Source organism: Rugamonas apoptosis, from assembly GCF_014042355.1.
Lineage (GTDB): Bacteria > Pseudomonadota > Gammaproteobacteria > Burkholderiales > Burkholderiaceae_D > Rugamonas > Rugamonas apoptosis.
In genome coordinates, this window is record NZ_JACEZU010000001.1 from 603764 (window position 1) to 630508 (window position 26745).

General features: G+C 67.3%; 26 protein-coding genes and 1 tRNA gene. 10 read left to right on the forward strand and 17 right to left on the reverse strand.

Translation table 11 applies throughout. The features are described 5' to 3' along the window. The first annotated feature begins 8 nt into the window (after positions 1–8). Complete coding sequence (locus H3H39_RS02705) at positions 9–431, forward strand: PaaI family thioesterase (protein WP_182151702.1); 423 nt, start codon at positions 9–11, stop codon at positions 429–431. A gap of 9 nt (positions 432–440) precedes the next feature. Further along, positions 441–1745, forward strand: coding sequence for a DUF3034 family protein (locus H3H39_RS02710; RefSeq protein ID WP_375540396.1), 1305 nt, complete (start codon positions 441–443; stop codon positions 1743–1745). 41 nt (positions 1746–1786) lie between these two features. Here H3H39_RS02710 and H3H39_RS02715 read toward each other — a convergent pair whose 3' ends face one another. The 5 genes from H3H39_RS02715 to H3H39_RS02735 all read right to left on the reverse strand — a co-directional run bounded on the left by H3H39_RS02715 (position 1787) and on the right by H3H39_RS02735 (position 5467). Then, on the reverse strand, positions 1787–2308 hold the full coding sequence (locus tag H3H39_RS02715; RefSeq protein ID WP_182151703.1) for a TlpA disulfide reductase family protein: 522 nt from the start codon (positions 2306–2308) through the stop codon (positions 1787–1789). 107 nt (positions 2309–2415) lie between these two features. Further along, positions 2416–3099 (reverse strand): BON domain-containing protein, encoded by a 684-nt coding sequence (locus H3H39_RS02720; protein WP_229217828.1) that lies wholly within the window; start codon positions 3097–3099, stop codon positions 2416–2418. After that, positions 3092–3688, reverse strand: a complete 597-nt coding sequence (locus tag H3H39_RS02725; RefSeq protein ID WP_182151704.1) for a phosphoheptose isomerase — start codon at positions 3686–3688, stop codon at positions 3092–3094. The genes H3H39_RS02720 and H3H39_RS02725 overlap by 8 nt, the downstream gene beginning before the upstream one ends. A gap of 56 nt (positions 3689–3744) precedes the next feature. Next, positions 3745–4095, reverse strand: a complete 351-nt coding sequence (locus H3H39_RS02730; RefSeq protein WP_182151705.1) for a YraN family protein — start codon at positions 4093–4095, stop codon at positions 3745–3747. Positions 4096–4102: 7 nt separating this feature from the next. Further along, positions 4103–5467 carry a penicillin-binding protein activator gene (locus H3H39_RS02735; RefSeq protein WP_229217829.1) on the reverse strand — a complete coding sequence of 455 codons (1365 nt, stop codon included), beginning with the start codon at positions 5465–5467 and terminating at the stop codon, positions 4103–4105. 10 nt (positions 5468–5477) lie between these two features. Here H3H39_RS02735 and rsmI point away from each other — a divergent pair, with 10 nt between their 5' ends. Together rsmI and H3H39_RS02745 are read left to right on the forward strand one after the other, a co-directional pair. Continuing rightward, positions 5478–6392 carry a 16S rRNA (cytidine(1402)-2'-O)-methyltransferase gene (gene rsmI, locus H3H39_RS02740; RefSeq protein WP_182151706.1) on the forward strand — a complete coding sequence of 305 codons (915 nt, stop codon included), beginning with the start codon at positions 5478–5480 and terminating at the stop codon, positions 6390–6392. A gap of 152 nt (positions 6393–6544) precedes the next feature. Beyond that, positions 6545–6621 (forward strand) — tRNA-Pro (locus H3H39_RS02745). 118 nt (positions 6622–6739) lie between these two features. On the opposite strand, the gene H3H39_RS02750 is transcribed toward H3H39_RS02745, so the two are convergent. From H3H39_RS02750 to H3H39_RS02805, 12 genes are all read right to left on the reverse strand, one after another. Beyond that, positions 6740–7660 (reverse strand): hydroxymethylglutaryl-CoA lyase, encoded by a 921-nt coding sequence (locus H3H39_RS02750; protein WP_182151707.1) that lies wholly within the window; start codon positions 7658–7660, stop codon positions 6740–6742. A gap of 4 nt (positions 7661–7664) precedes the next feature. Then, entirely contained in the window at positions 7665–8597 is a 933-nt protein-coding gene (locus H3H39_RS02755; RefSeq protein WP_182151708.1) for a 2-hydroxyacid dehydrogenase, read from the reverse strand. Positions 8598–8609: 12 nt separating this feature from the next. Further along, positions 8610–10679 carry an acetyl/propionyl/methylcrotonyl-CoA carboxylase subunit alpha gene (locus tag H3H39_RS02760; RefSeq protein WP_182151709.1) on the reverse strand — a complete coding sequence of 690 codons (2070 nt, stop codon included), beginning with the start codon at positions 10677–10679 and terminating at the stop codon, positions 8610–8612. Positions 10680–10778: 99 nt separating this feature from the next. After that, entirely contained in the window at positions 10779–11822 is a 1044-nt protein-coding gene (gene bioB, locus H3H39_RS02765) for a biotin synthase BioB (protein WP_182151710.1), read from the reverse strand. A 26-nt stretch (positions 11823–11848) separates the two neighbouring features. Further along, complete coding sequence (bioD, locus tag H3H39_RS02770; protein WP_182151711.1) at positions 11849–12613, reverse strand: dethiobiotin synthase; 765 nt, start codon at positions 12611–12613, stop codon at positions 11849–11851. A gap of 1 nt (position 12614) precedes the next feature. Then, the gene (bioF, locus tag H3H39_RS02775) at positions 12615–13799 is read right to left on the reverse strand and encodes an 8-amino-7-oxononanoate synthase (RefSeq protein ID WP_182151712.1); all 1185 of its coding nucleotides are present in this window, start codon (positions 13797–13799) and stop codon (positions 12615–12617) included. Between the two features lie 2 nt (positions 13800–13801). Further along, positions 13802–15130, reverse strand: a complete 1329-nt coding sequence (gene bioA, locus H3H39_RS02780; protein ID WP_182151713.1) for an adenosylmethionine--8-amino-7-oxononanoate transaminase — start codon at positions 15128–15130, stop codon at positions 13802–13804. 23 nt (positions 15131–15153) lie between these two features. Further along, positions 15154–15939 (reverse strand): enoyl-CoA hydratase/isomerase family protein, encoded by a 786-nt coding sequence (locus tag H3H39_RS02785; protein ID WP_182151714.1) that lies wholly within the window; start codon positions 15937–15939, stop codon positions 15154–15156. 11 nt (positions 15940–15950) lie between these two features. Next, positions 15951–17573, reverse strand: coding sequence for a carboxyl transferase domain-containing protein (locus tag H3H39_RS02790; RefSeq protein WP_182151715.1), 1623 nt, complete (start codon positions 17571–17573; stop codon positions 15951–15953). Between the two features lie 37 nt (positions 17574–17610). Next, a complete protein-coding gene (locus H3H39_RS02795; RefSeq protein WP_182151716.1) occupies positions 17611–18048 on the reverse strand; it encodes a YchJ family protein in 438 nt (145 codons plus the stop codon). Positions 18049–18176: 128 nt separating this feature from the next. After that, positions 18177–18425 carry a retropepsin-like aspartic protease family protein gene (locus H3H39_RS02800; RefSeq protein ID WP_229217830.1) on the reverse strand — a complete coding sequence of 83 codons (249 nt, stop codon included), beginning with the start codon at positions 18423–18425 and terminating at the stop codon, positions 18177–18179. Positions 18426–18519: 94 nt separating this feature from the next. Beyond that, entirely contained in the window at positions 18520–19794 is a 1275-nt protein-coding gene (locus H3H39_RS02805) for a D-amino acid dehydrogenase (protein ID WP_182151717.1), read from the reverse strand. A gap of 232 nt (positions 19795–20026) precedes the next feature. Between H3H39_RS02805 and H3H39_RS02810 the strand changes: the two genes are divergently transcribed. The 6 genes from H3H39_RS02810 (at position 20027) to H3H39_RS02835 (ending at position 26685) form a co-directional block, all read left to right on the forward strand. After that, positions 20027–20767, forward strand: coding sequence for a GntR family transcriptional regulator (locus H3H39_RS02810; RefSeq protein WP_182151718.1), 741 nt, complete (start codon positions 20027–20029; stop codon positions 20765–20767). Positions 20768–20850: 83 nt separating this feature from the next. Continuing rightward, positions 20851–21732, forward strand: coding sequence for an N-acetylmuramic acid 6-phosphate etherase (gene murQ, locus H3H39_RS02815; protein ID WP_182151719.1), 882 nt, complete (start codon positions 20851–20853; stop codon positions 21730–21732). A gap of 46 nt (positions 21733–21778) precedes the next feature. Further along, positions 21779–23065: an MFS transporter gene (locus tag H3H39_RS02820; RefSeq protein WP_182151720.1), complete on the forward strand. Its 1287-nt coding sequence runs from the start codon at positions 21779–21781 to the stop codon at positions 23063–23065. Positions 23066–23109: 44 nt separating this feature from the next. Continuing rightward, the gene (locus H3H39_RS02825) at positions 23110–24804 is read left to right on the forward strand and encodes a glycoside hydrolase family 10-like protein (protein ID WP_311196836.1); all 1695 of its coding nucleotides are present in this window, start codon (positions 23110–23112) and stop codon (positions 24802–24804) included. Positions 24805–24809: 5 nt separating this feature from the next. Further along, positions 24810–25760, forward strand: coding sequence for an N-acetylglucosamine kinase (locus tag H3H39_RS02830; protein ID WP_182151721.1), 951 nt, complete (start codon positions 24810–24812; stop codon positions 25758–25760). After that, entirely contained in the window at positions 25753–26685 is a 933-nt protein-coding gene (locus H3H39_RS02835) for an N-acetylmuramoyl-L-alanine amidase (protein WP_182151722.1), read from the forward strand. Before H3H39_RS02830 ends, H3H39_RS02835 begins: the two co-directional genes overlap by 8 nt. Positions 26686–26745 lie beyond the last annotated feature (60 nt).

Below are 26745 nucleotides of genomic sequence, written 5' to 3' on the forward strand. Positions count from 1 at the left end.
GAGCCGCCATGACCGAAAAAAAACCCACCCCCGCCTATTTCAACCAGATCGGCGCCGGCACGTTGCCGGCCTATCTGGGCATCGTCGTCACCGACGTGAGCGAAGGCAGCGTCACGGCCGAATTCGAGGTCACGCCCCAGCACCTGGCGCCCAACGGCTACCTGCACGCGGGCAGCGTCGTCACGCTGGCCGACACGGCTTGCGGCTACGCCTGCGTGGCCCACCTGCCGGAAGGCGCGTCCAGTTTCACCACCATCGAACTGAAGTCCAACCACCTGGGCACGGCGCGCGAGGGAACGGTGGTGGCCACCGCCTCCGTGGTCCACCTGGGCAAGACCACCCAGGTATGGGATGCGACCGTGCGCAACAAGGCCAGCGGCAAGACCATGGCGCTGTTCCGCTGTACGCAAATGGTGCTGTACCCGAAATAAGGAGCCAGGATGCGCAGATCGACCCCGCTGGCGGGATTGGCCCTGCTGCTGTCGGCCACGCTGGCCACGGCGCAGACGCCAGCCCGGGATGATGCCGTCTACCGTGGCCTGGGCGGCCAGCAGGGCATCCAGAAGATCGTCGCCACCTTCATCCCGCTGGTGCTGGCCGATCCCGTGATCCGCGACAGCTTCGAGGATTTCGACATGGAGCAGGTGGCCAAGCGCCTGGCCGACCAGTTCTGCGAAGTGAGCGGCGGCCCGTGCACCTACACCGGCAAGTACCGCGACAAGACCATGGACGGCGTGGGCACCGTGCGCGACATGGTGACCGTGCACCAGGACTTGAAGATCACGGATGCCCAGTTCAACGCGCTGGCCGAGGATCTGCAACTGGCCATGGCGCGCAACCAGGTGCCCAACGGCGTGGCCAACCGCTTGATCGGCAGGTTGGCGCCGATGCGGTCCATGATCGTCACCGCCCGCGCCGGCGGGGCCCGGCCGGATCTGGGCAAGTTGCTGGCCACGGGCGGCGTCAGCCAGCTGGAAGGCGCGGCCGGCGGTGGCCTCACGCCGTGGGCCCTGATCGGCGGCTACGGCACCCGCGACAGCTGGGGCGCCAACGCCCATTACACGTGGGTGCGCACCCAGGATTACGCGCTGGGCAGCGGCGGCGTGGCCGTGGGGCTGGCCGACCGGCTGGAATTGTCGCTGGCCGAGCAGACCTTCGCGGGCAGCCTGGCGCCACTGGACCGGCTGCGGCTGCGCCAGCAGATCGTCGGCCTCAAGCTGCGCGTGGCCGGCGACGCCGTGTATGGGCAGGACAGCCTGATGCCGCAATTGGCCATCGGTGTGCTCTACAAGCGCGATAAGGGTGTGGGCGGCCTGGGCGCGCTGGGCGTGACGGACGTGCGCCAGCTGGGCGCGCGCGACGACCATGGCTATGACTACTACGTGGCGGCCACCAAGCTGCTGCTGGAACAGAGCCTGCTGTTGAACGGTACCGTGCGCGCCACCCGCGCCAACCAGATGGGCTTATTGGGCTTTGGCGGCGACCGTGGCGACAGCATGCGGTTGATGCCGGAAGTGTCGCTGGCCTGGCTGGCCGACCGCAAGCTGGTGCTGGGCGTGGAGTACCGCCGCAAACCGCACAACCTGAGCGTGGATAATGAAAAGGCGTATTACGACGCCTTCGTGGCCTGGTTCCCGAATAAGCATGTGTCGGTGACGGCGGCCTACGCGGTGCTGGGCGACATCACCGTGTTCAACCCGGTGCGCCAGCGCGGCCCCTACCTGTCGTTGCAGGCGGGCTTCTGACGTAAAAAAGGAGCCGGCGGCTCCTTTTTCCTGTCTTTTGCTTATCCCTGCAAGGCTTTTTCCAGCAGCTTGTGCAGCGCCGGGAATTCCGGCTGGCCCACGTAGCGCTTGAGGATCTTGCCATCCTTGTCGATGACGAAGGTGGTGGGCGTCATGGCCACGTTGCCGTAGGCCTTGGCCGCGTCGCCGGCCACGTCCAGCGCCACCTTGAACGGCAGCTGGCGCGTTTCGGCGTAGTTGACGACGTAGTTGGGTGGGTCGTCCTTCATGGCCACGGCCACGAATTCCAGTCCCTGCGACTTGTATTTATTGTACGTTTCCACCATCTGCGGCATCTCGGCCACGCAGGTGGCGCAGGAAGTGGCCCAGAAATTGACCATCACCACCTTGCCATGCAGGCTGTCCGGCGAAATCTTCTCGCCCTTGATGCTCATGAACGTGACGGCGGGCGCGCTGCTGCGCTGGTTCAGCGTGGCATAAGCGGCCAGGCCGGCGCCAGCCAGCAGCACGGCGGCCAGCGCGGGCTTGAGCCAGGCCTTGGAGGAGGAAGTTGTCGCTTGCATGGTCGGAATCGGCTACGTTGGGCTGCGAGTTCAGGTACGGGCCATTATAGACCCGTATTCTTAAGCGTGCCTTGCGGGCCGGATGGCACTTGCCGGGCTGACTGGCCTTATTGGCCTTGCTGGCCGCCCTGCGCCGCCTGGGCCGGGGTTGGCTTGGGCTGGTAGGACTTCCATTCCTCTTCCGAGATGTACTCGAACACTTTGACCACTTTCTGCACGCCGCTCACGCCGCGTGCCACTTCGGCCGCGATGGTGCCTTCGCGCTGGGTCACGCGGCCCATCAGGAACACGGCGCCCCGCTCGGTGACCACCTTGAACGTGTTGGCCGAGATATCCTTCTGGTCCACCAGGCTGGCTTTGACCTTGGTGGTGATCAGGGTGTCGTTGGAGCGCGAGGTGAAGCTGCTCAGGCCCGAGATTTCCAGTTCGTTGACGGTCGAGGCCACGCCTTCGATACCGCGCACTTCACGTTCGACCTGTTCCTTCATGGCCTGGTCGCGCACTTCGCCCGTCAGCAGGGCGCGGCGGTTGAAGCTGTTGATGTTCACATGGCCGGCGTCGCCCACCAGGTTGTGCACCTTGATCTCGCCCTTGACGACGATGGCCTGGTCTTCCGTCTGGGCGCCGAAGGTGCGGCGGTCCGAGGCGGCCACGGTGCCCACCACGGCGCTGCCGACCATCATCTCCACGCAGCCCGACAGGGTGGCCAGCAGGGCGCCGCACAGCAGCGTCATCGCCAGCGGGCGTTGCCAGCGCTGGCCGGCGCGGGACTTGGTCAGCGACTCACTCATTGACGTCTCCTCCGAACAGGGCGACGTCGATGCCGTCGCAGATGCAGTGTATGGTCACCAGGTGCACTTCCTGGATGCGGGCCGTGCGGTCGGCCGGCACGCAGATGTGGACATCGGCGTCGGTCAGCATCTTGCCGATGGCGCCGCCGCCCTTGCCGGTCATGGCCACCACCCGCATCTCGCGCTCCAGCGCCGCCTCGATGGCCGCCATCACGTTGCCCGAGTTGCCCGAGGTGGACAGCGCCAGCAGGATGTCGCCGGCCTGGCCGAAGGCCTGCACTTGCTTGGAGAAGATCTCACGGTAACTGTAGTCGTTGGCCACCGCCGTCAGGATCGAGGTATCGGTGGTCAGCGCCAGCGCCGGCAGCGGGAAGCGTTCGCGTTCGAAGCGGCCCACCAGTTCAGCGGCGAAGTGCTGGGCGTCGGCGGCCGAACCGCCGTTGCCGCACACCAGGATCTTGTTGCCGTTCGAGAGTGCGAAGAACATCATCTCGATGGCTTGCGAGATCGGCTGGGCGAGCACGGTCGCCGATTGGATTTTGAGTTCGGCACTTTCGTGGAAGTGCGACAGGATGCGTTGAGTATTCATAGCTGGCGATTATAGTGCAATGGCCGCGCCCGCCCCACAAGCGCTGTAAAAAATGCTTACATTTGCAGCACATTGCGCAGCCAGCGCAACTGGCCGCCGTCGATGGCCACCACGTCGAAGCGGCATGGCGGCAGCGTGGCGCAGCGCAGCAGGTAGGCCTGGGCCGCGCGCACCATGCGGCGCTGCTTATGCGGCGTGATGCTGGCGGCGGCCCCACCGTGGCGGGTGTCGGCCCGGCGCCGCACTTCGATGAACACCAGGTGGGCGCCGTCGCGCATGATCAGGTCGATCTCGCCGCCCTTGCACAGGAAATTGCGGGTCACCAGCGTCAAGCCGTGCCGGCTCAGGTGGGCCAGCGCCTCGTCTTCGCCCTCCATGCCCAGTTGCTGGCGCTCGGTGCGGGCCACGGCGCGCTCACGGGGTGACCGGTTGCGGCACGCCGTTCTTGTACACGGCGGCCTGCTCGACGCGCTCGAAACTGGCCGGCCCCAGGCCGAAGCTGACCGTCAGCCGGCCCGTCACGCCATCGAGCTGGAAGCGCACGCCGGAGTGGCGGCCGATCTCACGCGCCACCCGGTAGGCGTCGATGCCCAGCGCGTACAGCCGTTCCAGGTCGGCCGCGCCGGGCTTGCGTTCCTCGGGCTGGGGCGGATGAGGATAAATCATCACGGCCGGATGGTCGGCCTGCAGCTGCCACGGCAAGTCCAGCAGCCGCACGCCATCCAGTTCCCGGTTGGGGAAGCTGTTGCCGTTGCCGGGATTGAGCGCGGACGTGCCGTAGATGGGCAGCGCCTGCGGCAGCGCGCCGTCGAGCGCGCCGCGCAACTGGCGGGTCTGGGCCGCGTCCAGCGCCGCGAACAGCAGGCCGGGCGGGTCCGATTGCAGGCGGGCGCGCAGCTGCACCAGTTCCGGGTCGTTCAGGTAGCCGTTGCTCGCGCCCAGCTCGACCGTCCTGACGGCCAGCCCCTGGCGTTGCCACTGGGCGGCGAAGGCGGCGGCGCTGCGGCGCTGCCAGTGCGTACTGGTGGTCAGCACTAGTGCGCTGGCGCCCGGTTGCTCGGTGGCGGCCCAGTTGGCGGCCTGGCGCGCCTCCTCCTCGATCGACAGCCCCATGGCCAGCATGCGGGCCGGCAGCGGCGGCTGGCCCGGCGTGCCGTAGCCTTCCGGCGTGTTGAGGGCGATGGTGGGCTTGCGCAGCAGCGGGCTGGCGGCCAGCGCGCCGACGGCGGAGCGGCCCAGCGGGCCCACCACCAGGTCCGAGCGCTCCTGGGCGCTGGCGTAGCTGGCCAGCACGTCGTCGGTGGCGTCTCCCGTGTCGGTGACGGTGACGGTGACGCCGTCGCGGTCGCGCTCCCAGGCGGCCAGGAAACCCGCCTTGACGGCGGTGGCGGCCTGGCCCAGCGTGTCCGAGCGCAGCGGCAGCAGCAGCGACAAGCGCAGCGGCGTATTGGAGGGGATGGCGTCCATGTCGGCCGCCGGGGCGGTGGCGGCCGACATGGACGATAACGATGGCAGGGCCGTTCCTGTCGTGCCGGTGGCGCCGGACGGGCCGCCGGCGCCGGGCATGGCGACGGCGAAGGTTTCGGCCGGCGCTGGCGGCGTTTCGGGGGCGGGCCGGGGCGCCGGCCGCGTGGCGCCAGCGGGAGCCGGGCTGGTCACCGGGCTTGTAATTGAGGTGATAGGCGCGCACAATCGGCCGGGCGCGCCGCAGGGCGTGCTGCAGCCGGCCAACGTGGCCGCCATGCCCAGCACCAGTAATCTGACACTCTTAGCCAGCATCCTACCCCCAATGACAGTACAAGATTCCAGCACCATCGCCACCCTGCCCGTGATGGGCGAAACGGCGCACCAGACCTATCCTAGCGCAACATTGTATGTAGTGGCGACCCCGATCGGCAACGTGACGGACATTAGCCTGCGCGCGCTGCACGTCTTGAGCCTGGTCAATGCGGTGGCGTGCGAGGACACCCGCAACACGGCCCAGTTGATGACCCGTTTCGGCCTGCACAAGCCCCTGATCGCGGCCCACCAGCACAACGAGCGCGAGGTGGCGGACACCCTGATCGCGCGGCTGCAGGCGGGCGAACGGATCGCGCTGGTGTCGGATGCCGGCACGCCGGCCGTCTCCGACCCCGGCGCCCGCATCGTCGACGCGGTGCGCGCGGCCGGCTTGCGCGTGCTGCCGCTGCCGGGTGCCTCGGCGGCGGTGACGGCCTTGTCGGCCAGTGGGCTGGTGAACGACCAGTTCTACTTTGTCGGTTTCCTGCCGGCCAAGGCCAAGCAGCGTGAATCGTTCCTGCAGTCGCTGCGGGCCGTCACAGCCACCATGGTGTTCTACGAGGCGCCGCACCGCATCCTCGATTGCGCCGGCGCGCTGGCGGCCGCGTTCGAACCGGAGCGCCAGGTGGTGTTCGCGCGCGAGCTGACCAAGATGTTCGAGGAAGTCCACCGCTGCCCGCTGTCCGAGGCGGAAGCGTGGATCAAGGCCGATCCGCACCGGGAAAAAGGCGAATTCGTGGTGCTGCTGGCCGGCGCCCCGCCCGCCGACGACGCGCAGGACGCGGAAGCCGCGCGTATCCTGTCCATCCTGCTGGCCGAATGTTCCGTCAAACAGGCCGCCGGGCTGGCCGCGCAGATCACGGGGCGCAAGAAGAACGCACTGTATGAGTTGGCCTTGAAGATGAAGGCGGACGGCGGCGAGTGAGGTGGCGTAAGGTGTTGTGGCGCCGGGGCCATGGCGGTGTGGCGTCAACCTTGAATTTTTGCTATTTCGCCTTGAAAAAATCGCGCCATGGTACATACTGTTTGGTCTGACCCTTGACGGATGGTGCCTAAGCCGGTATGATTCTCTTTATTCGGAGTGTAGCGCAGCCCGGTAGCGCACCTGGTTTGGGACCAGGGGGTCCAAGGTTCGAATCCTTGTACTCCGACCAAAATTTAAAACCCCGTGTGATGGAAACGTCACACGGGGTTTTTCCATTCCAAAAGCGGGGTCAGTTCCGGCAATCTGCCAAATGAGTGGCACGATGCCGGAACTGACCCCGCTTTTCGTTATTGCGCGCGCTTGGCGGCGATGGCGTTGCCGGCGCGGCTGGCGCCCTTGCGGCCCAGGAATTGCGAGATGTACTGGCCGGCGTCGACCACGATGTCGAGGTCTATCCCCGTTTCCACACCCAGCCCCTGCATCATGTACAGCACGTCCTCGGTGGCCACGTTGCCGGTGGCGCCCTTGGCGTACGGGCAGCCGCCCAGGCCCGAGACGGACGAATGGAAGATGGCGATCCCCACTTCCATGCTGGCGTAGATGTTGGCCAGGGCCTGGCCGTAGGTGTCGTGGAAGTGGCCCGACAGGCCGTCCACGCGGAACGCGGCGATGGCGCGCTCCATCACCGCTTGCGTCTTGCGCGGGGTGGCCACGCCGATGGTGTCGGCGATGTCGATCTCGTCGCAACCGAGCTCGCGCATGCGGCCCACCACGTCGGCCACCGCGTCCAGCGGCACGTCGCCCTGGTAGGGGCAGCCGAAGGCGCAGCTGATGCTGCCGCGCAGGCGCAGGCCGTTATCCTTGGCCGCCTTGGCCACGCCTTCGAAGCGGGCGATCGATTCGGCGATCGAGCAGTTGATGTTCTTTTGCGAGAACGCTTCCGAGGCCGAGCCGAAAATCACCACTTCGTCGGCACGCGCGGCCAGCGCCGCTTCAAAGCCTTGCATATTGGGCGTGAGAGCCGAGTAGATCACACCCGGCTTGCGCACGATGGCGTCCATCACCTCGCGGCTGGTGGCCATCTGCGGCACCCACTTGGGCGACACGAACGACGCCGCTTCGATATTCGGGAAACCGGCGTTGGTGAGGCGGTTCACCAGTTCGATCTTGACCTCGGCCGGGACGTTTTCCTTTTCGTTCTGCAGGCCGTCGCGCGGCCCCACTTCGACGATCTTGACTTGCTTGGGCAGGCTCGCTTGCTTGTTCATGTTTTCAGTATCCCAGGTTGCGGTCGACGATGCCGTCGACCATTTCGCCGTTTTCGATCTTGCGTATCTTTTCCGCGATCTGCTGCACGCTTTCGCGGCGCAGCGTGAGTGCGGAGATGTGCGGCGTGATGGTGATGCGCGGCTCCTGCCAGAACGGGTGCTGGGCCGGCAGCGGTTCGTTGCGGAACACGTCCAGCGTGGCGCCGGCGATGTGGCCGGCCTTGATCAGGTTGAGCAGGTCCGGTTCGGCCAGGTGGGCGCCACGCGCCACGTTGATCAGGTAAGCCCCTTGCGGCAGCTTGGACATGTTGCCGCGGTCGATGATGTTGCTGGTGTCGGGCGTGAGCGGCAGCATGCACACCAGCACGCGCGTGCCGCGCAGGAAGGTGTCCAGTCCGGCCGGACCATGGAAACACTGCACGCCGGCCATGCTTTTCTCGGTGCGGCTCCAGCCGCGCAGCGGGAAGCCGAACGGCGCCAGCGCCTTGAGCACCTGGCCGCCCAGCGCACCCATGCCCAGCACGCCGACCGTGAAGTCTTCGCGGTGGTATTGCGGCAGCGGCGCCCAGGTGCTGGCGCGGGCCTGGGTTTCATACTGGTCGAAACGGCGGAAGTAACGCAGCACGGCGTGCACCACGTATTCGGCCATCTGCGCGCCCATGCCGGCGTCGCCCAGGCGGATGATGGGTACGTGGCGCGGCAGCGCGTCACCGAACTTGAGCAGCGCGTCCACTCCGGCGCCCGTGTTGAAGATGGCTTTCACATCGGCCAGCTCAGGCAGCATGGTTTCCGGTGGCGCCCACACCACGGCATAGTCGCACGGCGGGGCTTTCTCGCCCGCGTGCCAGATCGCGATCTCGGCCTCTGGCAGGAATTTGCCGAAGTCCTTGATCCACGGCTCGGTCTTGCCGTCCGCGCGGTGCAACAGGATGCGCATGATGCCCTCCGCTTACGCCGCCGCCTTGAAGGCCAGCAGCGGCGCGCCGTCCGCCACCTGGTCGCCGACGTTGTACAGGATTTCCTCTACCAGGCCGTCGTGCGGCGCGGCGATGGTGTGCTCCATCTTCATCGCTTCCATGATCACCAGCGCCTCGCCCTTCTTGACGTCCTGGCCCTTGGCGGCCAGCACGGCCACCACCTTGCCCGGCATGGGCGCCGTCAGGCGGCCGCCTTCCGCTTCGCTTTCGCCGGCGTGGGCCATGGGATCGTTGTAGTGCAGCGGATAGTGCTGGCCGCCCGTGAACACGTGCAGCAGTTCGCCGTCGCGGCGCACGGTGCCATGCACGGCGGTGTTGCCCAGCTTGATGCTGAGGTCACTGCCATCTTGCTGCATCAGGCTCAGTACCTGCGGTTCGCCGCCATCGCGCGCGAACAGCCAGTCGGTGGCGCGGTAGGTGACGGCCACGCCGTAGGCCTTGGCCGGCAGCGTGGCCGCGTAGTCGTCCGCGAACGACAGCGCGCGCGCGTACGGGAAGTTCATGCGCCAGCCCAGCGCCTGGCCCCACGGGTCGGCGCGGTTGGCGCCCGACTGCGCGGCGGCGGCGTCCTTCTCCGATTCGATCAGGGAGACGGCGGCCAGCGCCAGCGCGGCCGACGGCGCGGCGTGGGCGGCCGGGAACAGGCTGTCCTGGTTGCGTTCGATCAGGCCAGTATCGAGGTCCGCGTTGGCGAAGGCGTCGCCTTCCACCAGGCGCTTGAGGAAGGCGATGTTGGTGGCCAGGCCGACGATCTTGTATTGCGCCAGCGCCTGCGCCATGCGGGCCAGCGCCTGCTTGCGGTCGGCGCCCCACACGATCAGCTTGGCGATCATGGGGTCGTAGTAAGGCGAGATGGCGTCGCCTTCGCGTACGCCCGAGTCGATGCGCACGGCGGCGGGTAGGTTAGGTGCCGCGCTGCCTGCGGCACCGCCACCGCCCAGTTCAAAGGTGACGGCGGCTGGGGTGTCCATGTGGCGCAGCGTGCCGATCGAGGGCAGGAAGCCCTTCTCGGGATTCTCGGCGTAGATGCGCGCTTCGATGGCGTGGCCCTGGATGGCCAGTTCGTGCTGCTTGCGTGGCAGCGGCTCGCCGAACGCAACGCGGATCTGCCATTCCACCAGGTCGGTGCCGGTGATCATTTCGGTGACCGGGTGTTCCACTTGCAGGCGGGTGTTCATCTCCATGAAGTAGAACGAGCCATCCTGGTTGGCGATGAATTCCACCGTGCCGGCGCCTACATAACCCACCGCCTTGGCGGCGGCCACGGCCGCTTCGCCCATGGCGGCGCGCCGTTCGGCCGGCATGTTGGGCGCCGGCGCCTCTTCCAGCACTTTCTGGTGGCGGCGCTGCACCGAGCAGTCGCGCTCGAACAGGTAGATGCAGTTGCCCAGCGTGTCGGCGAACACCTGGATTTCGATGTGGCGGGGACGCTGCAGGTATTTCTCGGCCAGCACCTTGTCGTCGCCGAAGGAGCTGATCGCTTCGCGCTTGCACGAGGCCAGCGCGGCCTTGAAGTCGGCCGTGTTGTCAATCACGCGCATGCCCTTGCCGCCGCCGCCGGCGGAAGCCTTGAGCAGCACCGGGTAGCCGATGCGGTCGGCCTGGGCGTGCAGGAAGTCGGCGTCCTGTTCGTCGCCGTGGTAGCCCGGCACCAGTGGCACATTGGCTTTTTCCATCAGCGACTTGGCGGCGGACTTGGAACCCATGGCGCGCATGGCGGACGCCGGTGGGCCGATGAACACCAGGCCGGCGGCGGCGCAGGCGTCGGCGAATTCGGCGTTCTCGGACAGGAAGCCGTAGCCGGGGTGGATGGCCTGGGCACCCGTGGCCAGCGCCACTTCGATGATCTTGTCGCCGCGCAGATAGCTTTCCTTGGCCGGGGCGGGGCCCAGCAGCACGGCTTCGTCGCACACGGCGACGTGCTTGGCGCTGGCGTCGGCTTCGGAGTAGACGGCGACCGTCTTGATGCCCATGCGGCGGGCGGTGGCGGCGACACGGCAGGCGATTTCACCGCGGTTGGCGATCAGGATTTTTGTGAACATAGTCTCTCTCTGTGCAGCTCGAAGCTGGAAGTTTTCTGTTGGTGTGCCCTGCCGTGGCGCCGTCCTTCGCGGAAGCGGCGCCGCTGGTCCGTCAACTGCTTAGCAGCCGCACTTCTCTTTCGGCGCCGATTCGAGCACCGTGCCGCGGGTTTTCAGGCCCAGTTTAGTCAGCAGCGTGCGGTCGTCCTCCGCTTCCGGGTTGCCGGTGGTGAGCAGCTTGTCGCCGTAGAAGATGGAGTTGGCGCCGGCCAGGAAGCACATGGCTTGCACCGCCTCGCCCAACTGGCGGCGGCCAGCCGACAGGCGCACGCGCGCTTTCGGCATGGTGATGCGGGCCACGGCGATGGTGCGCACGAATTCCAGCGGGTCCAGTGGCTCCAGGCCGTACAGCGGCGTGCCTTCCACCTGCACCAGGTGGTTGACGGGCACCGATTCCGGATACGGGTTCAGGTTGGCCAGTTGCGCGATCAGGCCGGCGCGTTGCAGGCGCGATTCGCCCATGCCGACGATGCCGCCGCAGCAGACCTTGAGGCCCGCTTCGCGCACCCGGCCCAGCGTGTCCAGGCGGTCCTGGTAGTCGCGGGTGGAGATCACGTTGTCGTAGAACTCGGGCGCCGTGTCCAGGTTATGGTTGTAGTAATCGAGGCCGGCCGCTTTCAGGCGCAGCGCCTGTTCCTCTTCCAGCATGCCCAGCGTGGCGCAGGTTTCCATGCCCAGTGCCTTGACCTCGCGGACCATTTCCTCGACCTTGTCCATGTCGCGGTCCTTCGGGCTGCGCCAGGCAGCGCCCATGCAGAAGCGGGTGGCGCCGCTGTCCTTGGCCTGCCTGGCCGCGTCCAGCACGGTGTCGATGTCGAGGATCTTCTTCGCTTCCACGCCCGTGTCGTAGCGGGCCGCCTGCGGGCAGTAGCCGCAATCCTCCTCGCAGCCGCCGGTCTTGATCGACAGCAGCGTGGCCAGTTCCACGTCACCATCGGGGAAGTTGGTGCGGTGGGTTTGCTGGGCCTGGAACATCAGGTCGTTGAACGGCAGCTCGAACAGGGCCAGCACGTCCTCCACCGGCCAGGTGGCGGCGGCGGGCAGAGTGATGGGCGCCGTGGGACGGTGCAGTTCGACGGTTTTCGGTTCTTGGGTCAGGGACATCGTGTTTCCTTCTACATTCAAACAGGTTAGGCAGCCGGCCAGTTGGGCAGCTTGGTAAAGTCCAGGTATTCGGCGGCGGCGGCGGCCGACGGTTGCGCCAGGCGCGGCACGCGGCCCAGCAGCGGCGCCGGGATGCGTTCCTCCAGCGCGGCGATGTTCTCGTCGATGAAGGCCATGTCGGGGTCGACTTCGTTGGCGACCCAGCCGGCCAGCATCAGGTTGCGGTTGGCGATCGCCTCCACCGTCAGCAGGGCGTGGCTGATGCAACCGAGGCGCATGCCCACCACCAGCACCACCGGCAAGTCGAGCTGCTCGGCCAGGTCGGCGGTGTCGAATTCCTCGTTCAAGGGCACGCGGAAGCCGCCCACTCCTTCCACCACCACCGCGTCCGAGGCGGCGCTCACTTCGATGTAGGCGGCCAGGATGGGCACGGGCGAAATGTAAGCGTCTTCCAGTTCGGCCGCGATGTGGGGCGCGGCCGGCTCCTTGAGCAGGAAGGGCGTGGTCAGTTCCTGCGGCAGCGCCACGTTGCCGGCCGCGATCAGCTGGTCGGCGTCTTCATTGTGCCAGCGGCCGTTGCGCAGTTCGGCGCCGGCCGCGATGGGTTTCATGCCGCAAGCGCGTACGCCGCTTTGCACCAGCGCGTACAGCATGGCGGCCGACACCAAAGTCTTGCCGATTTCCGTGTCGGTGCCGGTGGTGAAACAGGCGAAGCGGGGGCGCGCGCCGGCGGCCGCCGGTGCGGACTGCACCTGCGGCGTGGCGGCCAGAACGGGGTCGTCCAGACTCATGTCACATCCTTTCCAAGGCATTGATGGCGTTGATCAGCGTCGCCACGTCCGCGTGGGTGTGGCCGGCCGACAGCGTCACGCGCAGGCGCGAAGTGCCCGGCGCCACGGTCGGCGGACGGATCGTGCCCACCCACAGTCCCTGCTCATACAGGGCGGCGCCGGCGCGCATGGTTTCGGCGTTGTCGCCGATCAGGATAGGCTGGATCGCCGTGTCCGAGGGCAGCCGTCGCCAGCGCGTCAGGCGCAGGCCATCGTTCAATTGTGCCACCAATGCCCCCAGGTGTGCGCGTCTTTGCATGCCTTCCGGTCCTTCCAGCAGGTCCAGGCTGGCCAGCAGCGCGTGCGCCAGCGCGGGCGCGGCGGCGGTGGTGAAGATGTAGGGGCGGGCTTTCTGGGTTAACGTTTCGATCACGGTTTCATGGGCCGCCACGAAGGCGCCGCCCACGCCGGCCGCCTTGCCCAGGGTGCCCATGTAGACCAGGTAGGGCGATTGCAGCTTGAAATGCTCGAGCGCGCCGTGGCCGTTTTTACCCAGCGTGCCGAAGCCGTGGGCGTCGTCCACCACCAGCCAGGCGCCGTACCGTTCGCACAACGCCAGCAGGGCCGGCAGGTCGGCCAGGTCGCCGTCCATGCTGAATACGCTGTCCGTCACCACCAGCTTGGTGGCGGCGGTACTGGCTTGCAGCATGCTCTCCAGCGCTTCCAGGTCGGCGTGCGGGTAGACCTGCACGGCGGCGCGCGACAGGCGGGCGCCGTCGATCAGCGAAGCGTGGTTGAGCGATTCGGAGAAGACGGCCGCCTCGCGGTCGCCCGCCGTCAGGCCGGTGATGATGGCCAGGTTGGCCATGTAGCCGGTGCAGAAATACAGTGCGCGCGGGCGCTCCAGGTGGGCGCCGACGAATTCGGCCAGCCGGTCCTCCAGCTGGGCGTGGGCGCGGCCGTGGCCGGAAATCAGGTGCGAGGCGCCGCTGCCGGCGCCGTACAAGGCGACGCCCTTTTGCAATGCGGCGGCCAGCGCCGGATGGCTGGCCAGGCCCAGGTAGTCGTTGCTGCAGAAGGCCAGCAGCTCGCGCCCGTCCACGCGCACGCGCGGGCCGCACGGCGAATCCACCACGCGGCGGGTGCGGATCAGGCTTTGTTGCGCCAGCGTTTGCAGCTGGGCGTCCAGTCGGTTCAACAGTTCCATGGTCAGCCCGCCAATACCTGGTTGAACACGGCCAGCGTGTTGGCGGCCAGGCCGTCGATTTCCTCGTCGCTCAGGATGTAGGGCGGCATCATGTAGACGGTGGGGCCGATGGGGCGCATCAGCAGTTCGTGTTCCAGCGCCGTGGCGAAGAAGCGGCGCGAGAAGTCGGCCGGCGCGTCGATGGCGTCGAAAGCCCAGATCATGCCGCGCTGGCGGAAGTTGCGTACCCGTTCGTGGTCGGCCAGCGGTGCCAGCGCCTGCGTCAGCCGCGCGGCGCGCACGCGGTTGTGCTCCAGTACGTGGTCTTCCTGGAAGATCTGCAGCGTGGCCAGGGCGGCGCGGCAGGCCAGCGGGTTGCCCGTGTACGAGTGCGAGTGCAGGAAGCCGCGCGTGACGTCGGCGCTGTAGAAGGCCTGGTAGATGTCGTCGCGCGTCATCACCAGCGACAGCGGCAGGTAGCCGCCGCTGATGCCCTTGGACAGGCACAGGAAGTCGGGCCAGATGCCGGCCTGCTCGCAGGCGAAGAAGGTGCCCGTGCGGCCGCAGCCGACGGCGATTTCGTCCAGGATCAGGTGCACCTGGTGGCGGTCGCACAGTTCGCGCACCAGCGTCAGGTACAGCGGGTCGTGCATGGCCATGCCGGTGGCGCACTGCACCAGCGGTTCGATGATGATGGCGGCGATCTTGTCGCCACGCTCGGTGAACAAACGCTCCACGTCGGCCGCCGCGCGGCGCGCCACGTCCTGCGCCGTTTCGCCGTCCACGGCCTGGCGTGCGTCGGGCGACATCACGGTCTGGCTGGCGCGCAGCAGCGGGCCGTAGGCGTCCTTGAACAGGGCCACGTCGGTCACGGCCAGGGCGCCGATGGTTTCGCCGTGATAGCTGCCCTTGAGGCAGACGAATTCCTGCTTCTCGGCCTGGCCGCGGTTGCGCCAGCTGTGGAAGCTCATTTTCAGCGCGATTTCCACCGCCGAGGCGCCATCGCTGGCGTAGAAGCAGTGGCCCAGCACGTCGCCCGTCAGGGCCGCCAGTTGCTCGGACAGGCGGATCACCGGTTCATGGGTGAAGCCGGCCAGCATGGCGTGTTCCAGCAGGTCCAGCTGCTCCTTGAGGGCGGCGTTGATGCGCGGGTTGGCATGGCCGAACAGGTTCACCCACCAGGAGCTGATCGCGTCCAGATAGCGCTTGCCTTCGAGGTCGTACAGCCAGGCGCCGCGGCCATGGCTGACGGGGATCAGCGGCACAGTTTCGTGATGCTGCATCTGGGTGCACGGATGCCACACGCTGCGCAGGCTGCGTGCGACCCAGTCGCTTTGTTTGTTCGGTTCCAAAAATACTCCAGCTTAAAGGTGGCCTAGTTCAACCAGGCCGGCTTGCGCTTTTCCAGGAAGGACTGCACGCCTTCGCGGCCCTGCTCGGAAGCGCGGATATGGGCGATGCGTTCGGCCGTATCGGCCAGCAGCGCATCGGTGACGGGAAGTCCGGCCACGTCGCGCACCAGCACCTTGGCTTGCCGCACGGCGTTCGGACTGTTGTTGACCAGGGCCTTGACGATGGCGGCCACGGTGGCGTCGAGTTCACTGGCGGCCACCACCTCGTGGGCGAAGCCGATGCGCAGCGCCTGCTGCGCCGTGAAGCGCTCGGCCGTGAGGAAGTAGCGGCGCGACGCCTGCTCGCCCATGGCCTTGATGACGTAAGGCGAAATGGTGGCCGGGATCAGGCCCAGTTTCACTTCGCTCAGGCAGAAATTGGCTTCCTCCACCGCCACCGTGATGTCGCACGCGGCCACCAGGCCCATGCCGCCGGCGTAGCAGTCGCCCTGCACCTTGGCCACCACGGGCTTGGGGCACAGGTAGATGGTGCGCAGCATTTCGGCCAGTTGCATGGCGTCGGCGCTGTTCTCGGCGTGCGAGTAGCCGGCCATTTTCTTCATCCAGTTCAGGTCCGCGCCGGCGCAGAAGGCGGAGCCGTTGGCGGCCAGCACGATGGCGCGCACTGATTCGTCGCGGCCCAGCGCGTCGAACGCGCGCGTGATGTCGCTGATGGTGGTTTCGTTGAAAGCGTTGCGCACGTCGGGCCGGTCGAGGGTGACGGTGGCGACTTTGTCGGCGATGGCGATGGTCAGGGTTTGATAGGTCATGGCAGCCTCCATTACATGCGGAACACGCCGAATTTGGTATCGGGGATTTCCGCATTGAGGGCGGCCGACAGGCCCAGGCCCAGCACCATGCGGGTATCGGCCGGGTCGATCACGCCATCGTCCCACAGGCGCGCGGTGGCGTAGTAGGGGTGGCCCTGATGCTCGTACTGGTCCTTGATGGGCTGCTTGAAGGCCGCTTCCTCCTCGGCCGACCACTGGCCGCCCTTGGCTTCGATGCCATCGCGCTTGACGGTGGCCAGCACGCTGGCGGCCTGGTCGCCGCCCATGACGGAGATGCGGGCGTTGGGCCACATCCACATGAAGCGCGGCGAGTAGGCGCGGCCGCACATGCCGTAGTTGCCGGCGCCGAAGCTGCCGCCGATGATGACGGTGAACTTGGGCACGGCGGCCGTGGCCACGGCCGTCACCATCTTGGCGCCGTTGCGGGCGATGCCTTCGTTCTCGTACTTGCGGCCGACCATGAAGCCGGTGATATTTTGCAGGAACACGAGCGGGATCTTGCGCTGCGCGCACAGTTCGATGAAGTGGGCGCCCTTCAGCGCCGACTCGGAGAACAGGATGCCGTTGTTGGCGATGATGCCGACCTTCATGCCGAAGATGTGGGCGAAGCCGCAGATCAGCGTGGTGCCGTAGCGGGCCTTGAATTCATCGAACTCGCTGCCGTCGACGATGCGGGCGATCACTTCGCGCACATCGAACGGCTTGCGGGTGTCGACCGGGATCACGCCGTACAGTTCCTCGGTCGGGTATTTCGGCTCGGCCGACTCGCGCAGCGCCATCTGCTGCGGCTTGGTGCGGTTCAGGTTCGAGACAATGGTGCGCGCCAGCGACAGCGCGTGCAGGTCGTTTTGGGCCAGGTGATCGGCCACGCCGGACAAACGGGTGTGGACGTCGCCGCCGCCCAGGTCCTCGGCCGTGACCACTTCGCCGGTGGCCGCTTTCACCAGCGGCGGGCCGCCCAGGAAGATGGTGCCCTGTTCCTTGACGATGATCGATTCGTCGCTCATGGCCGGCACGTAGGCGCCGCCGGCCGTGCAGGAACCCATCACCACCGCGATCTGCGGGATGCCCTTGGCCGACATATTGGCCTGGTTGTAGAAGATGCGGCCGAAGTGGTCGCGGTCGGGGAACACGTCGTCCTGGTTGGGCAGGTTGGCGCCGCCCGAGTCCACCAGGTAGATGCAAGGCAGGTTGTTCTGGTCCGCGATCTCCTGCGCGCGCAGGTGCTTTTTCACCGTCATGGGGTAGTAGGTGCCGCCCTTGACGGTGGCGTCGTTACAGACGATCACGCATTCCTGGCCGGCCACGCGGCCAATGCCGGTGATGATGCCTGCCGCCGGCGCCGCGTCCACGCCGTTGGCGTCCTGGTACATGCCGTAGGCGGCCATCTGGGAAAACTCAAGGAAGGGGGTGCCGGGATCGAGCAGCATCTGGACCCGGTCGCGCGGCAGCAGTTTGCCGCGCGCCACGTGCTTGGCCGACGCGGCCGCGCCGCCGCCGGCCGCGATCTGCGCCACCTTGGCGCGCAGGTCGTCGACCACGGTTTGCATGGCGGCGGCGTTGGCCTTGAAGTCCTCGCTGCGCGGATTGAGTTTGCTTTCGATGTGCGGCATGGTTGTTCCTCGTGTTGTGGCGCTGTCTCCGGCGCCTTTATTCTGGAAAACTCCCGTCAACGTAATACCAACGCAAACCGCCTTCGCCCTGCTCCCGCACGAAATTGCTGACCTCGTGCAGCCGCTGGGCACGGCCGTTAAGCTTGCAGCGCGCCACGAATTCGACGGTGTCTTGCAGCAGCGCGTTATCCGATTCTGCTTTACGTTGACGTAAACGTAAAGCAGATTTTACCTCAAGTCCCAGCCACTGCAATTTTTCTCCTGCCACGATGATGGGTTCTGTGGGGCGCGTGCTGCTATGCCAGGTCGCCAGCAGGTAAGGTTCATTGCCTAAAGTGTAGGCAGTGTAGCGTGAACGCATCAGTGCCTCGGCCGTGGCGGGGATGGCGGCGCCCTCGATATAGGGGCCGCAGCAGCTGGCATAGGAAGGACCGCCGCAGGGACAGGCGGCTGGCAAAGTTGTCTTTTTTGGCATGAAGTGAGGGGCGGACTGCAGAACAATCCCGCATTATCCGCCAATTTACGGGGCGGGGGTGGTTGCCCCAAGGCGCTGCGGGCCGCCGGCGCGGCTCAGGCGGTCGGGGCCGGGGCCAGTGGCAGGCGTTAGTAGCTGCGGGTGAGCGTCATTTGGCTGGCGTTGCGCTGCAGTTCGCAGCGGTTCAGGAAGGAATTGCCCAGCAAGACCACGGACAGGCCGCCTTCCTGCACCAGGGCATCGACCTGCAACAGCTCCAGCTCGCCCACCCGCACGCTATTGAGCCGGACCAGGTAACCCGGCACGGTGCCGTTGGCCGTGTTGACGGGCACCACCCGGCCCTTGCGGCAATCAATGCCTCTTGTCGCCCACGGCATAGGTCCTGGGCGTGCCGCCGTCGACCACCAGCAGCGCCTTGCCCGTGTACAGGCCCAGTACGCTGATATCGGTGCCCTGGGCCGCGCCGGCCGATTAGCGCAGCGTTAGCCCGCCGAGCGCAATTGGCACGGGCCGGCCCTGCATCATGCCGGCCAGCAGGCTGGCGCTGCCGCTGGAAAATGTGAAGCCCAGCGGGCCGTGGCCCACGTTCAGCCACAGCCTGGGTACCGGCGTGGGACCGATGATGGGGGCGCCGTCAGGCGTGGCGGGGCGCAGGCCGGACCAGGCGACGGCGTGCGCATAGTCGGCCGCGTGGGGCATGGCGGCGCGGGCTGTGCGCATCAGGCTGGCGATGCGGCGCGGGTCGATGGCGGGCCGCTCGCCCACCAGGTCGACCATGGCCGCGATCCGCAGCTGGTCGCCGATGCGGGCGTACAGGGTCTTGCGTTCGAAGTCCGTGACGCTGATGGAAGGCGCCAGGTCGCCGGGGCGCACCGGCGCGCTCAGGCTGTAACCCTTGAGCGGATACAGGGGCAGCTGCAGGCCGGCGCGTGCGGCAAGGTCGCGGCTCTGGATGCCGGCTGCCAGCACGAACTGGTCGGCCGTTTGCGGCCCAAGGCTTGTTTCCAGCGCCACCACCTTGCCGGCCGCGATGCGCCAGCCGTGCGCATCGCCATGCAGCGTGCCGTCGTAGCGGGGATGGCTGTGCAGCAGCCGTGCCAGCGACAGGCAGAACGCACGGCAATCCGCCACCGCTTCGCCGCCCGTGTAGATGGCGCCGGCCAGCGCCGGTTGCAGTGCCTCCAGTGCCGGTTCCAGGCGCAGCGCTTCGCCCGGCGACAAGAGCCGAACCGCTTGCCCGTCGTCTTGGCCAAGCTCGGGCACCCGTTCCGCCTTCGCCCGCGCGGCGGCCTGGTCGAACAACGACGGCGAACGATACAGCACCAGCTTGCCCGGCGCGCGCCACGCGAACTGATCCGGCGGGATCAGCGCCATCAGCTGCTGCATGGCCGTGCGGCTGCACTCGCCCAACTGCAGCAGCATGGCCGTGGTGCGGGCGTTGCTGACGGTATTGCATCGGCGCAGGAATTGCGCCAGCCAGCGCCACTGGCGCGGGTCGGCCTCGGGCCGCAGCCGCAGCGGGCCGTCCCGTTGCAGCAGCCAGTGCAGCGCTTTCAGGGGCACGCCGGCATCGGCCAATGGCGACACGTAGCGGTAGCTGAGCTGGCCGCCGTTGGCGTGGCTGGCGCCGCTGGCCGGCTCGGCCGCGCGCTCCAGCACGCGCACGCGGTAGCCCGCTTCCAGCAGCCACCATGCCGTGGTCAAGCCCACCACGCCGCCACCGACGACAATCACCCGCTGTCCCATTGCCTCTCCCATCGTGGCGCGTGGCGGGCCGCTTGCCCGCTTCGCATCCGGATCGCATGTTTACCGCTGCGCCATGGCGCCAGCATAGCGCCGTTGCCGCGCGGAGCATGATGAAAATACATTATTCGTGCGTACGAACGCTTGTCATTTTCCGACAAACAGAAGGAAATTCGTCTGTTTGGCCGGCGCACGGCCTCCAACGCCAGTACACTAGCGCCGATAGGAGATCCGTATGACCCAGAGCAGTGCTGTATTCAAACCGGACGACAAGGACAATTCGCCCTTGTACATGCAAATCGCGCGCAAGCTGACCGATGACGTGCACAGCGGCCTTTACCAGGTGGACCAGGCGCTGCCGTCCGAGCGGACGCTGTCCGAATTGCTGAATGTATCGCGGGTGACGGCGCGCAAGGCCATCGACCAGCTGGTGGACCAGGGCCTGGTGGTGCGCCGCCGCGGCTCGGGCAACTACATCGCGCCCCGCATCGAGCAGCCGCTGTCGAACCTGACCAGTTTTTCCGAGCAGTTGCAGCAGCGCGGCCACCAGCCCGGCTCGCGCTGGCTCAAGCGTTCCATCGTGGCGCCGTCGCCGGACGAGCAACTGAGCCTGGGCCTGTCGCCCTATTCCAAGGTGGCGCGGCTGGAGCGCCTGCGCCTGGCCGATGACGTGGTGATGGCCTACGAGGTCAGCGTGTTGCCGCAAACCATACTGGCCAACCCGGAGGCGGTGGGCGATTCGCTGTACCGGTACCTGGACAGCATCGGCAAGGCGCCGGTGCGGGCCTTGCAGCACATCCGCGCCATGAACGCCTCGGCCGAGCTGGCCCGCCAGTTGGGCGTGCCGGAGGGCCAGGCCGTGCTCTACATCACCCGCATCGCCTACCTGGAGTCGGGCGAGGCGATGGAACTGACCCATTCCTATTGCCACAGCGATCACTACGATTTCGTGGCGGAGATGCGCCGCCCCACCTGAATTAGCATCCGGCGGAAAGCTTTCATGGCGGTAGGCACGAATTTAGGATTACACTGAGCCTGTCTCCTCCTCGGACCAGGGCGATGCTGAAAACGGAAACCCCCCATCCGGACCACGGCCAGCTGGACCAGTACCCGCTGCCGGAACTGATCGCGGCCCTGGTCGACGATCAGGCGCGGGCCGTGCAAGCCGTACGGGCCGCCGCACCGGCCATCGAGGCCGCCGTGGAAGCCATGTTGCCCCGTATTGGCGCCGGAGGGCGCCTGATCTACGTGGGCGCCGGCACCTCGGGCCGCATCGGTGTGCTCGACAGCGTGGAACTGCATCCCACTTTTTCCTGGCCCCATGAACGGGCGCTGGCCGTGCTGGCCGGCGGCCAACCGGCCATGTTCGCGTCGGTGGAAGGGGCGGAGGACAAGCCGGAACAGGGCGCAGCCGACCTGCGCCGCCTGTATCCGGCCCCGCACGACGTGGTGCTGCTGCTGGCCGCGTCCGGCGCCACACCGTATGTGCTGGGGGCGCTGCAGGCGGCCCGCAAGTTGGGCGCGTTCACGATCGGCATTGCCAACAACGCCGGTTCGCCGCTGGCGCGGGAGGCCGATCTCGGTATCACGGTGGATACGGGACCGGAAATCATCTCCGGCAGCACCCGGCTCAAGGCCGGCACAGCGCAGAAGATCGTGCTCAACACCTTGTCCAGTGCACTGATGGTGCGCTTGCATAAAGTGTATGGAAACTTGATGGTAGACTTGCAACCGACCAACGCCAAGCTGATGGCGCGCGCCGTGCGGCTCACCATGCTTGCCACCGGCGCCGACGCGGCCGCCGCCCGCCAGGTGCTGGAGCAGTGCCGGTTCCACGTCAAGGTGGCCATCGTGGCCCTGCTGCGGCAAGTGGACGTGGAGCAGGCCCAGGCCTGGCTGGACGCGGCTGACGGCAGCGTGCGCGCCGCGTTGACAAAATGATACATATTTTATATCCCGGCACCAAAAACTGAATCATTAGGACGGTATGGAGCAAGCGCAGCAACGTAGTCCGTGGTGGTGGGTGCCCACTTTATATTTTGGCCAAGCCATTCCCTACGTGGTAGTGATGACGCTGTCGGTCGTCATGTACAAGAATTTGGGCATATCGAATACCGATATCGCCCTGTACACGGGCTGGTTGTACCTGCCGTGGGTGATCAAGCCGCTGTGGTCGCCGCTGGTAGAGCTGTTGCGCACGCGCCGGTTGTGGATCATCGCCATGCAATTGCTGCTGGGGGCGGCGCTGGCGCTGGTGGCCCTGACCACCAGCCTGCCCCAATTTTTCCAGATCAGCCTGGCCGTGTTGTGGCTGATGGCCTTCAGTTCCGCCACCCACGACATCGCCGCCGACGGCTTCTACATGCTGGGCTTGCCCCAGCACCAGCAAGCGGCCTTCGTCGGCGTGCGCTCCACGTTTTACCGGCTGGCCATGATCGCCGGCCAGGGTGGGCTGGTGTACCTGGCCGGCACCTTGGCCGAAGCGACGGGCAGCGTGCGGCTGGCTTGGTCGGTGGTGTTCTTCGTGCTGGCCATCCTGTTCGTGCTGCTGTTTGTCTACCACCAGTTGATGCTGCCGCGTCCTGCCGCGGACCGGCCGCCGGCCGCTGGCGGCGCGCTGCTGCGCGATTTCTTCGCCACCTTCAAGAGTTTCTTCCGCCAGCCCGGCATCGGCGTCATTCTCGGTTTCCTGCTGCTGTTCCGGCTGGGCGAGGCCCAGTTGCTCAAGCTGGCCGTGCCCTTCCTGCTGGACCCGGCCGACAAGGGCGGGCTGGGGCTGACGACGGCCCAGGTGGGACTGGTCTATGGCACCATCGGCGTGCTGGCGCTGACGGCGGGCGGCTTGCTGGGCGGCGTGGCCATCGCGCGCTATGGCCTCAAGCGCTGCCTGTGGGGCATGGTGCTGGCCGTGCATGTGCCGGACCTGGTGTTCGTCTACCTGGCCAGCGCGCAGCCGCAGGATGTCTACCTGATCGGCGCCAGTATCGCGCTGGAACAACTGGGCTATGGCTTCGGCTTCGCGGCCTACCTGATGTACATGATCATGGTGGCCGAGGGTGAACACAAGACGGCCCATTACGCCATCTGCACCGGTTTCATGGCGCTCGGCATGATGGTGCCGGGCATGGCCAGCGGCTGGATCGAGCAGCAACTGGGCTACCAGCGCTTCTTCATCTGGGTGTGCGTGGCCACGGTGCCGGCTTTCCTCATGGCCGCGCTGGTGAAAATCGATCCGGCGTTCGGCCGGAAACAGGCGCCCGCCGCATTACAATAAGACATTGCGGCGCATCGCGCGTCATCTGAATCGGGGAACGGGAAGTGGAGTTTAATGCGAAAAAGCGGCAGTCCTTGGCCGCCTGCGTGGCTGGCGGCGTGGCCGCGCTGTTGAGCGGTTGCGTGTCCACACCGCTGCCGCCGGCTGCACCGGCCCAGCCCGCGCCGCCCGGCCCTGGCGCTGCCCCCGGCAGCGGCACCGGCGCGGGCATGGGCGCTGGCGGGAGTGCAGCGACAGGCAGCGCGGGCGCGCCCGCCGATCCGGCCGCGCCACCGCCGGCGCCGCGTGAATTTCGCGCCGCCTGGGTGTCCACCGTGGCCAATATCGACTGGCCCAGCCGCGCCAACCTGAGCGTGGACAAGCAACAGGCCGAGGCGCTGGCCATCCTGGACCGGGCCAAGGCCCTGAACCTGAACGCCATCGTGCTGCAGGTGCGCCCCAGCGCCGACGCCATCTACCCGTCCGAGCTGGAACCGTGGTCGGAATTCCTCACCGGCCAGCAGGGCCGCGCGCCCCGTCCCCTGTACGATCCGCTGCAATTCTGGATCGACCAGGCCCACGCGCGCGGGCTGGAACTGCACGCCTGGTTCAACCCCTACCGGGCCCGCCACGCGACGGCCAAAAGTCCGCTCACGCCCGGCCACATCGCCAACACCCAGCCCGACGCCGTCAAGTCCTACGGCCGCTACCTGTGGATGGACCCCGGTGAGCAGGCCGCTTTGCGCCACACGCTGGACGTGGTGCTGGATGTGGTGCGCCGTTACGATATCGACGGCGTCCACATCGACGATTATTTCTACCCTTATCCCATCGACGCGCCCAACGCGGCCGGCGCCGAGAGCGCGGCGCTCGATGGCGGCGCGTGGCAGAAGGCGGAGCTGGAGTTTCCCGACCAGCCCTCGTGGCAGCGTTACCTGCTGGCCGGCGGGCAGTTGGACCGGGCCGCGTGGCGCCGCCAGAACGTCAATCAGCTGATCGAAGCGCTGTACAAGGGCATCCACCGGGAAAAGGCGTGGGTGCGCTTCGGTATCAGCCCGTTCGGCATCGGCCGGCCGGACCGGCGCCCGGCCGGCATCGTCGGCTTCAGCCAGTACGACAAGCTGTACGCGGACGCGGAAACGTGGCTGGCCAACGGCTGGCTCGATTACCTGGCGCCGCAGCTGTACTGGCCGGTGGCGCAGGCGCCGCAAGCGTTCGACGTGCTGCTCGACTACTGGCTGGCGCAGAACACCCAGCGCCGCCACGTATGGCCGGGCCTGTACACCAGCCGTATCGACAATGCCGGCAAGGCTTTCCCGCCCGAGGAGATCGTCAAGCAGATCGGCGTCACGCGCAGCCGTACTGGCGGCCATGGCCACTTGCATTTCAGCGTGGCGCCCCTGATGGAAAACCGCAAGGGCGTGTGCGACCAGCTCAAGGCCCAGGCATACCAATACGCGGCGCTGGTGCCGGCCGCGCCATGGCTGGGCACCACGCCGCCGGCCACGCCGGCTGTGACAGCACGCCGTGATGGCGCCGGACTCGCGCTCAAGCTGGCGCCCGGCGCCGGCAAGGCCGTGGCCCAGTATGCCGTGTGGTCGCGCTACGGCAATGAATGGCGCTTCGCCGTCGCCCCCGGCGCGCGCACGGAACTGCGCCTGCCAGACGATGGCACGGCGGGCGCCGCCAGCGCCGTTGTGGTCAGCGCCGTGGACCGTCTCGGCAACGAGAGTGCGCGCGTGACGGTGGCCGCCGCGTGAGTACCATGGCCATCATCCACCCAACGTCCCGCCTTGGCCTGGGCATCGATGCCGGCGGCACCCAGACCCGCTGGGCCTTGGCCTCCGCCGACGGTACCATCGTGGCCGAGGGCCACGTGGGCGGCTTGACCGCCTTGCAGATGGCGAGCGAAACGGGCCGCGCCGCCGTCCACGCCAGCTTCACGGCGCTGTGCGCGGCCGTGCTGGCGGCCGGCCGTCCAGACGCCGTGTGCGCCGGCCTCACCGGTTTTGGTGGCGACAGCGTGCAAATGGCGCACTGGCTGGCCACTTTGCTGGCCATCGCGCCGGACGCCGTCACCGTCCGCAACGATATCGAAATCGCCTGCCTGGACACGTTCGCGCCCGGCCACGGCTACCTGGTCTACGCCGGCACGGGCTCGATCGCGGCCTGGGTCGACCAGCATGGCCAGTTCCAGCGGGCCGGCGGGCGCGGCGTGCTGCTCGACGATGGCGGCGGCGGTTACTGGATCGCGCGTGAAGCGTTGCGCGGCATCTGGCGCCGCGAGGATGAAACGCCGGGCGCTTGGCGCGATTCGCCGCTGGCGCAGGCCGTGTTCGCGCACGTGGGCGGCAGCGACTGGGCCCACAGCCGCCAGTTCATGTATGGCCAGGACCGGGGCACGATAGGCCGGCTGGCGCTGGCCGTGGCCGCCAGCGCGGAGGCGGACCCCGAAGCGCGCCGCATCCTGTTGGACGCCGGCCTGGAACTGGCCCGGCTGGCCAACGCCATGGTACGGCGCTACGGCCTGCGGCCCGTGGTGCTGGCCGGGCGCGCGGCGGAGCTGCATCCGCTGCTGGTGCAATCGATGCGCGCCGAGTTACCGGCCCATGTGCCGCTGCAGCAAAAGACCGTGCGCTCGCACCACGCGGCGGCCCGCATCGCGGCCCAGGCCCGCCACTTCCCGTTCCACCGGGCCGATAACCATCATGAATAAATCAGTAACCTTGCGCCGTGGCGGCGCACGCGTGGCGCTGGCCTTGCTGGCGCTGCTGGCCGGTTGCGCCGTGGCGCCGCCCGGCCCCCGGCTCGACCACAGCTACTCGGCCCGGGGCCAGAGCGACCGCGTCAAGTTCATCGTGCTGCACTACACGGCCGGCGACCTGCCACGTTCGCTCAAGACGCTGACCCAGGACGTGGTCAGCAGCCATTACCTGCTGACCGATGGCGAGCAGCCATTCTTCTATGCGCTGGTGGACGAATCGCGCCAGGCCAACCACGCGGGTGTGAGTAACTGGAAGACTTATACACAGCTGAACGTCAGTTCAATCGGTATCGAGATCGTCAACCCCGGCTTCCGCGAGACGCCGGATGGCCGGTTGTGGTATCCCTTCCCGCAAGCCCAGATCGACCAGTTGATCCCGCTGCTCAAGCAAATCATGGCGCGCCACAACATCCCGCCAGAGAATGTGCTGGGCCACAGCGACATCGCACCCCAGCGCAAGCAGGACCCCGGCCCGCTGTTCCCGTGGAAGCAACTGGCCGACGCCGGCCTGGTGCGCTGGCCCAGCCCCGTGCAGGTGGCCGCGCGCCAGCCTGTGTTCGCGGCGCAATTGCCCGATATCGGCTGGTTCCAGCAAAAACTGGCGCAACATGGCTATGCCGTGCCGCAGACGGGTGAACTGGATGCGGCCACCCGCAACGTGCTGGAGGTGTTCCAGTCCAAATATCGGCAGACCCGTTTCGATGGCGAGCCGGATGCGGAAACGGCGGCCATCCTTGATGTGCTGACATCGCCGGCCCTCCCGGTGCCGACAGGGCCGCGCGTACCGCCAGTACCGCCAGTACCGCCAGTACCGCCATTGTCACCGGCGCAGCCAGTGTCGCCAGTGCCGCCGGCGGAGCCCGGCGAAGGCCACTGACGGGCAGCTTTTGCGCCAGCCCCATGCGGCGCGCGGGCCATCGTGCTACGCTGGTGCTGT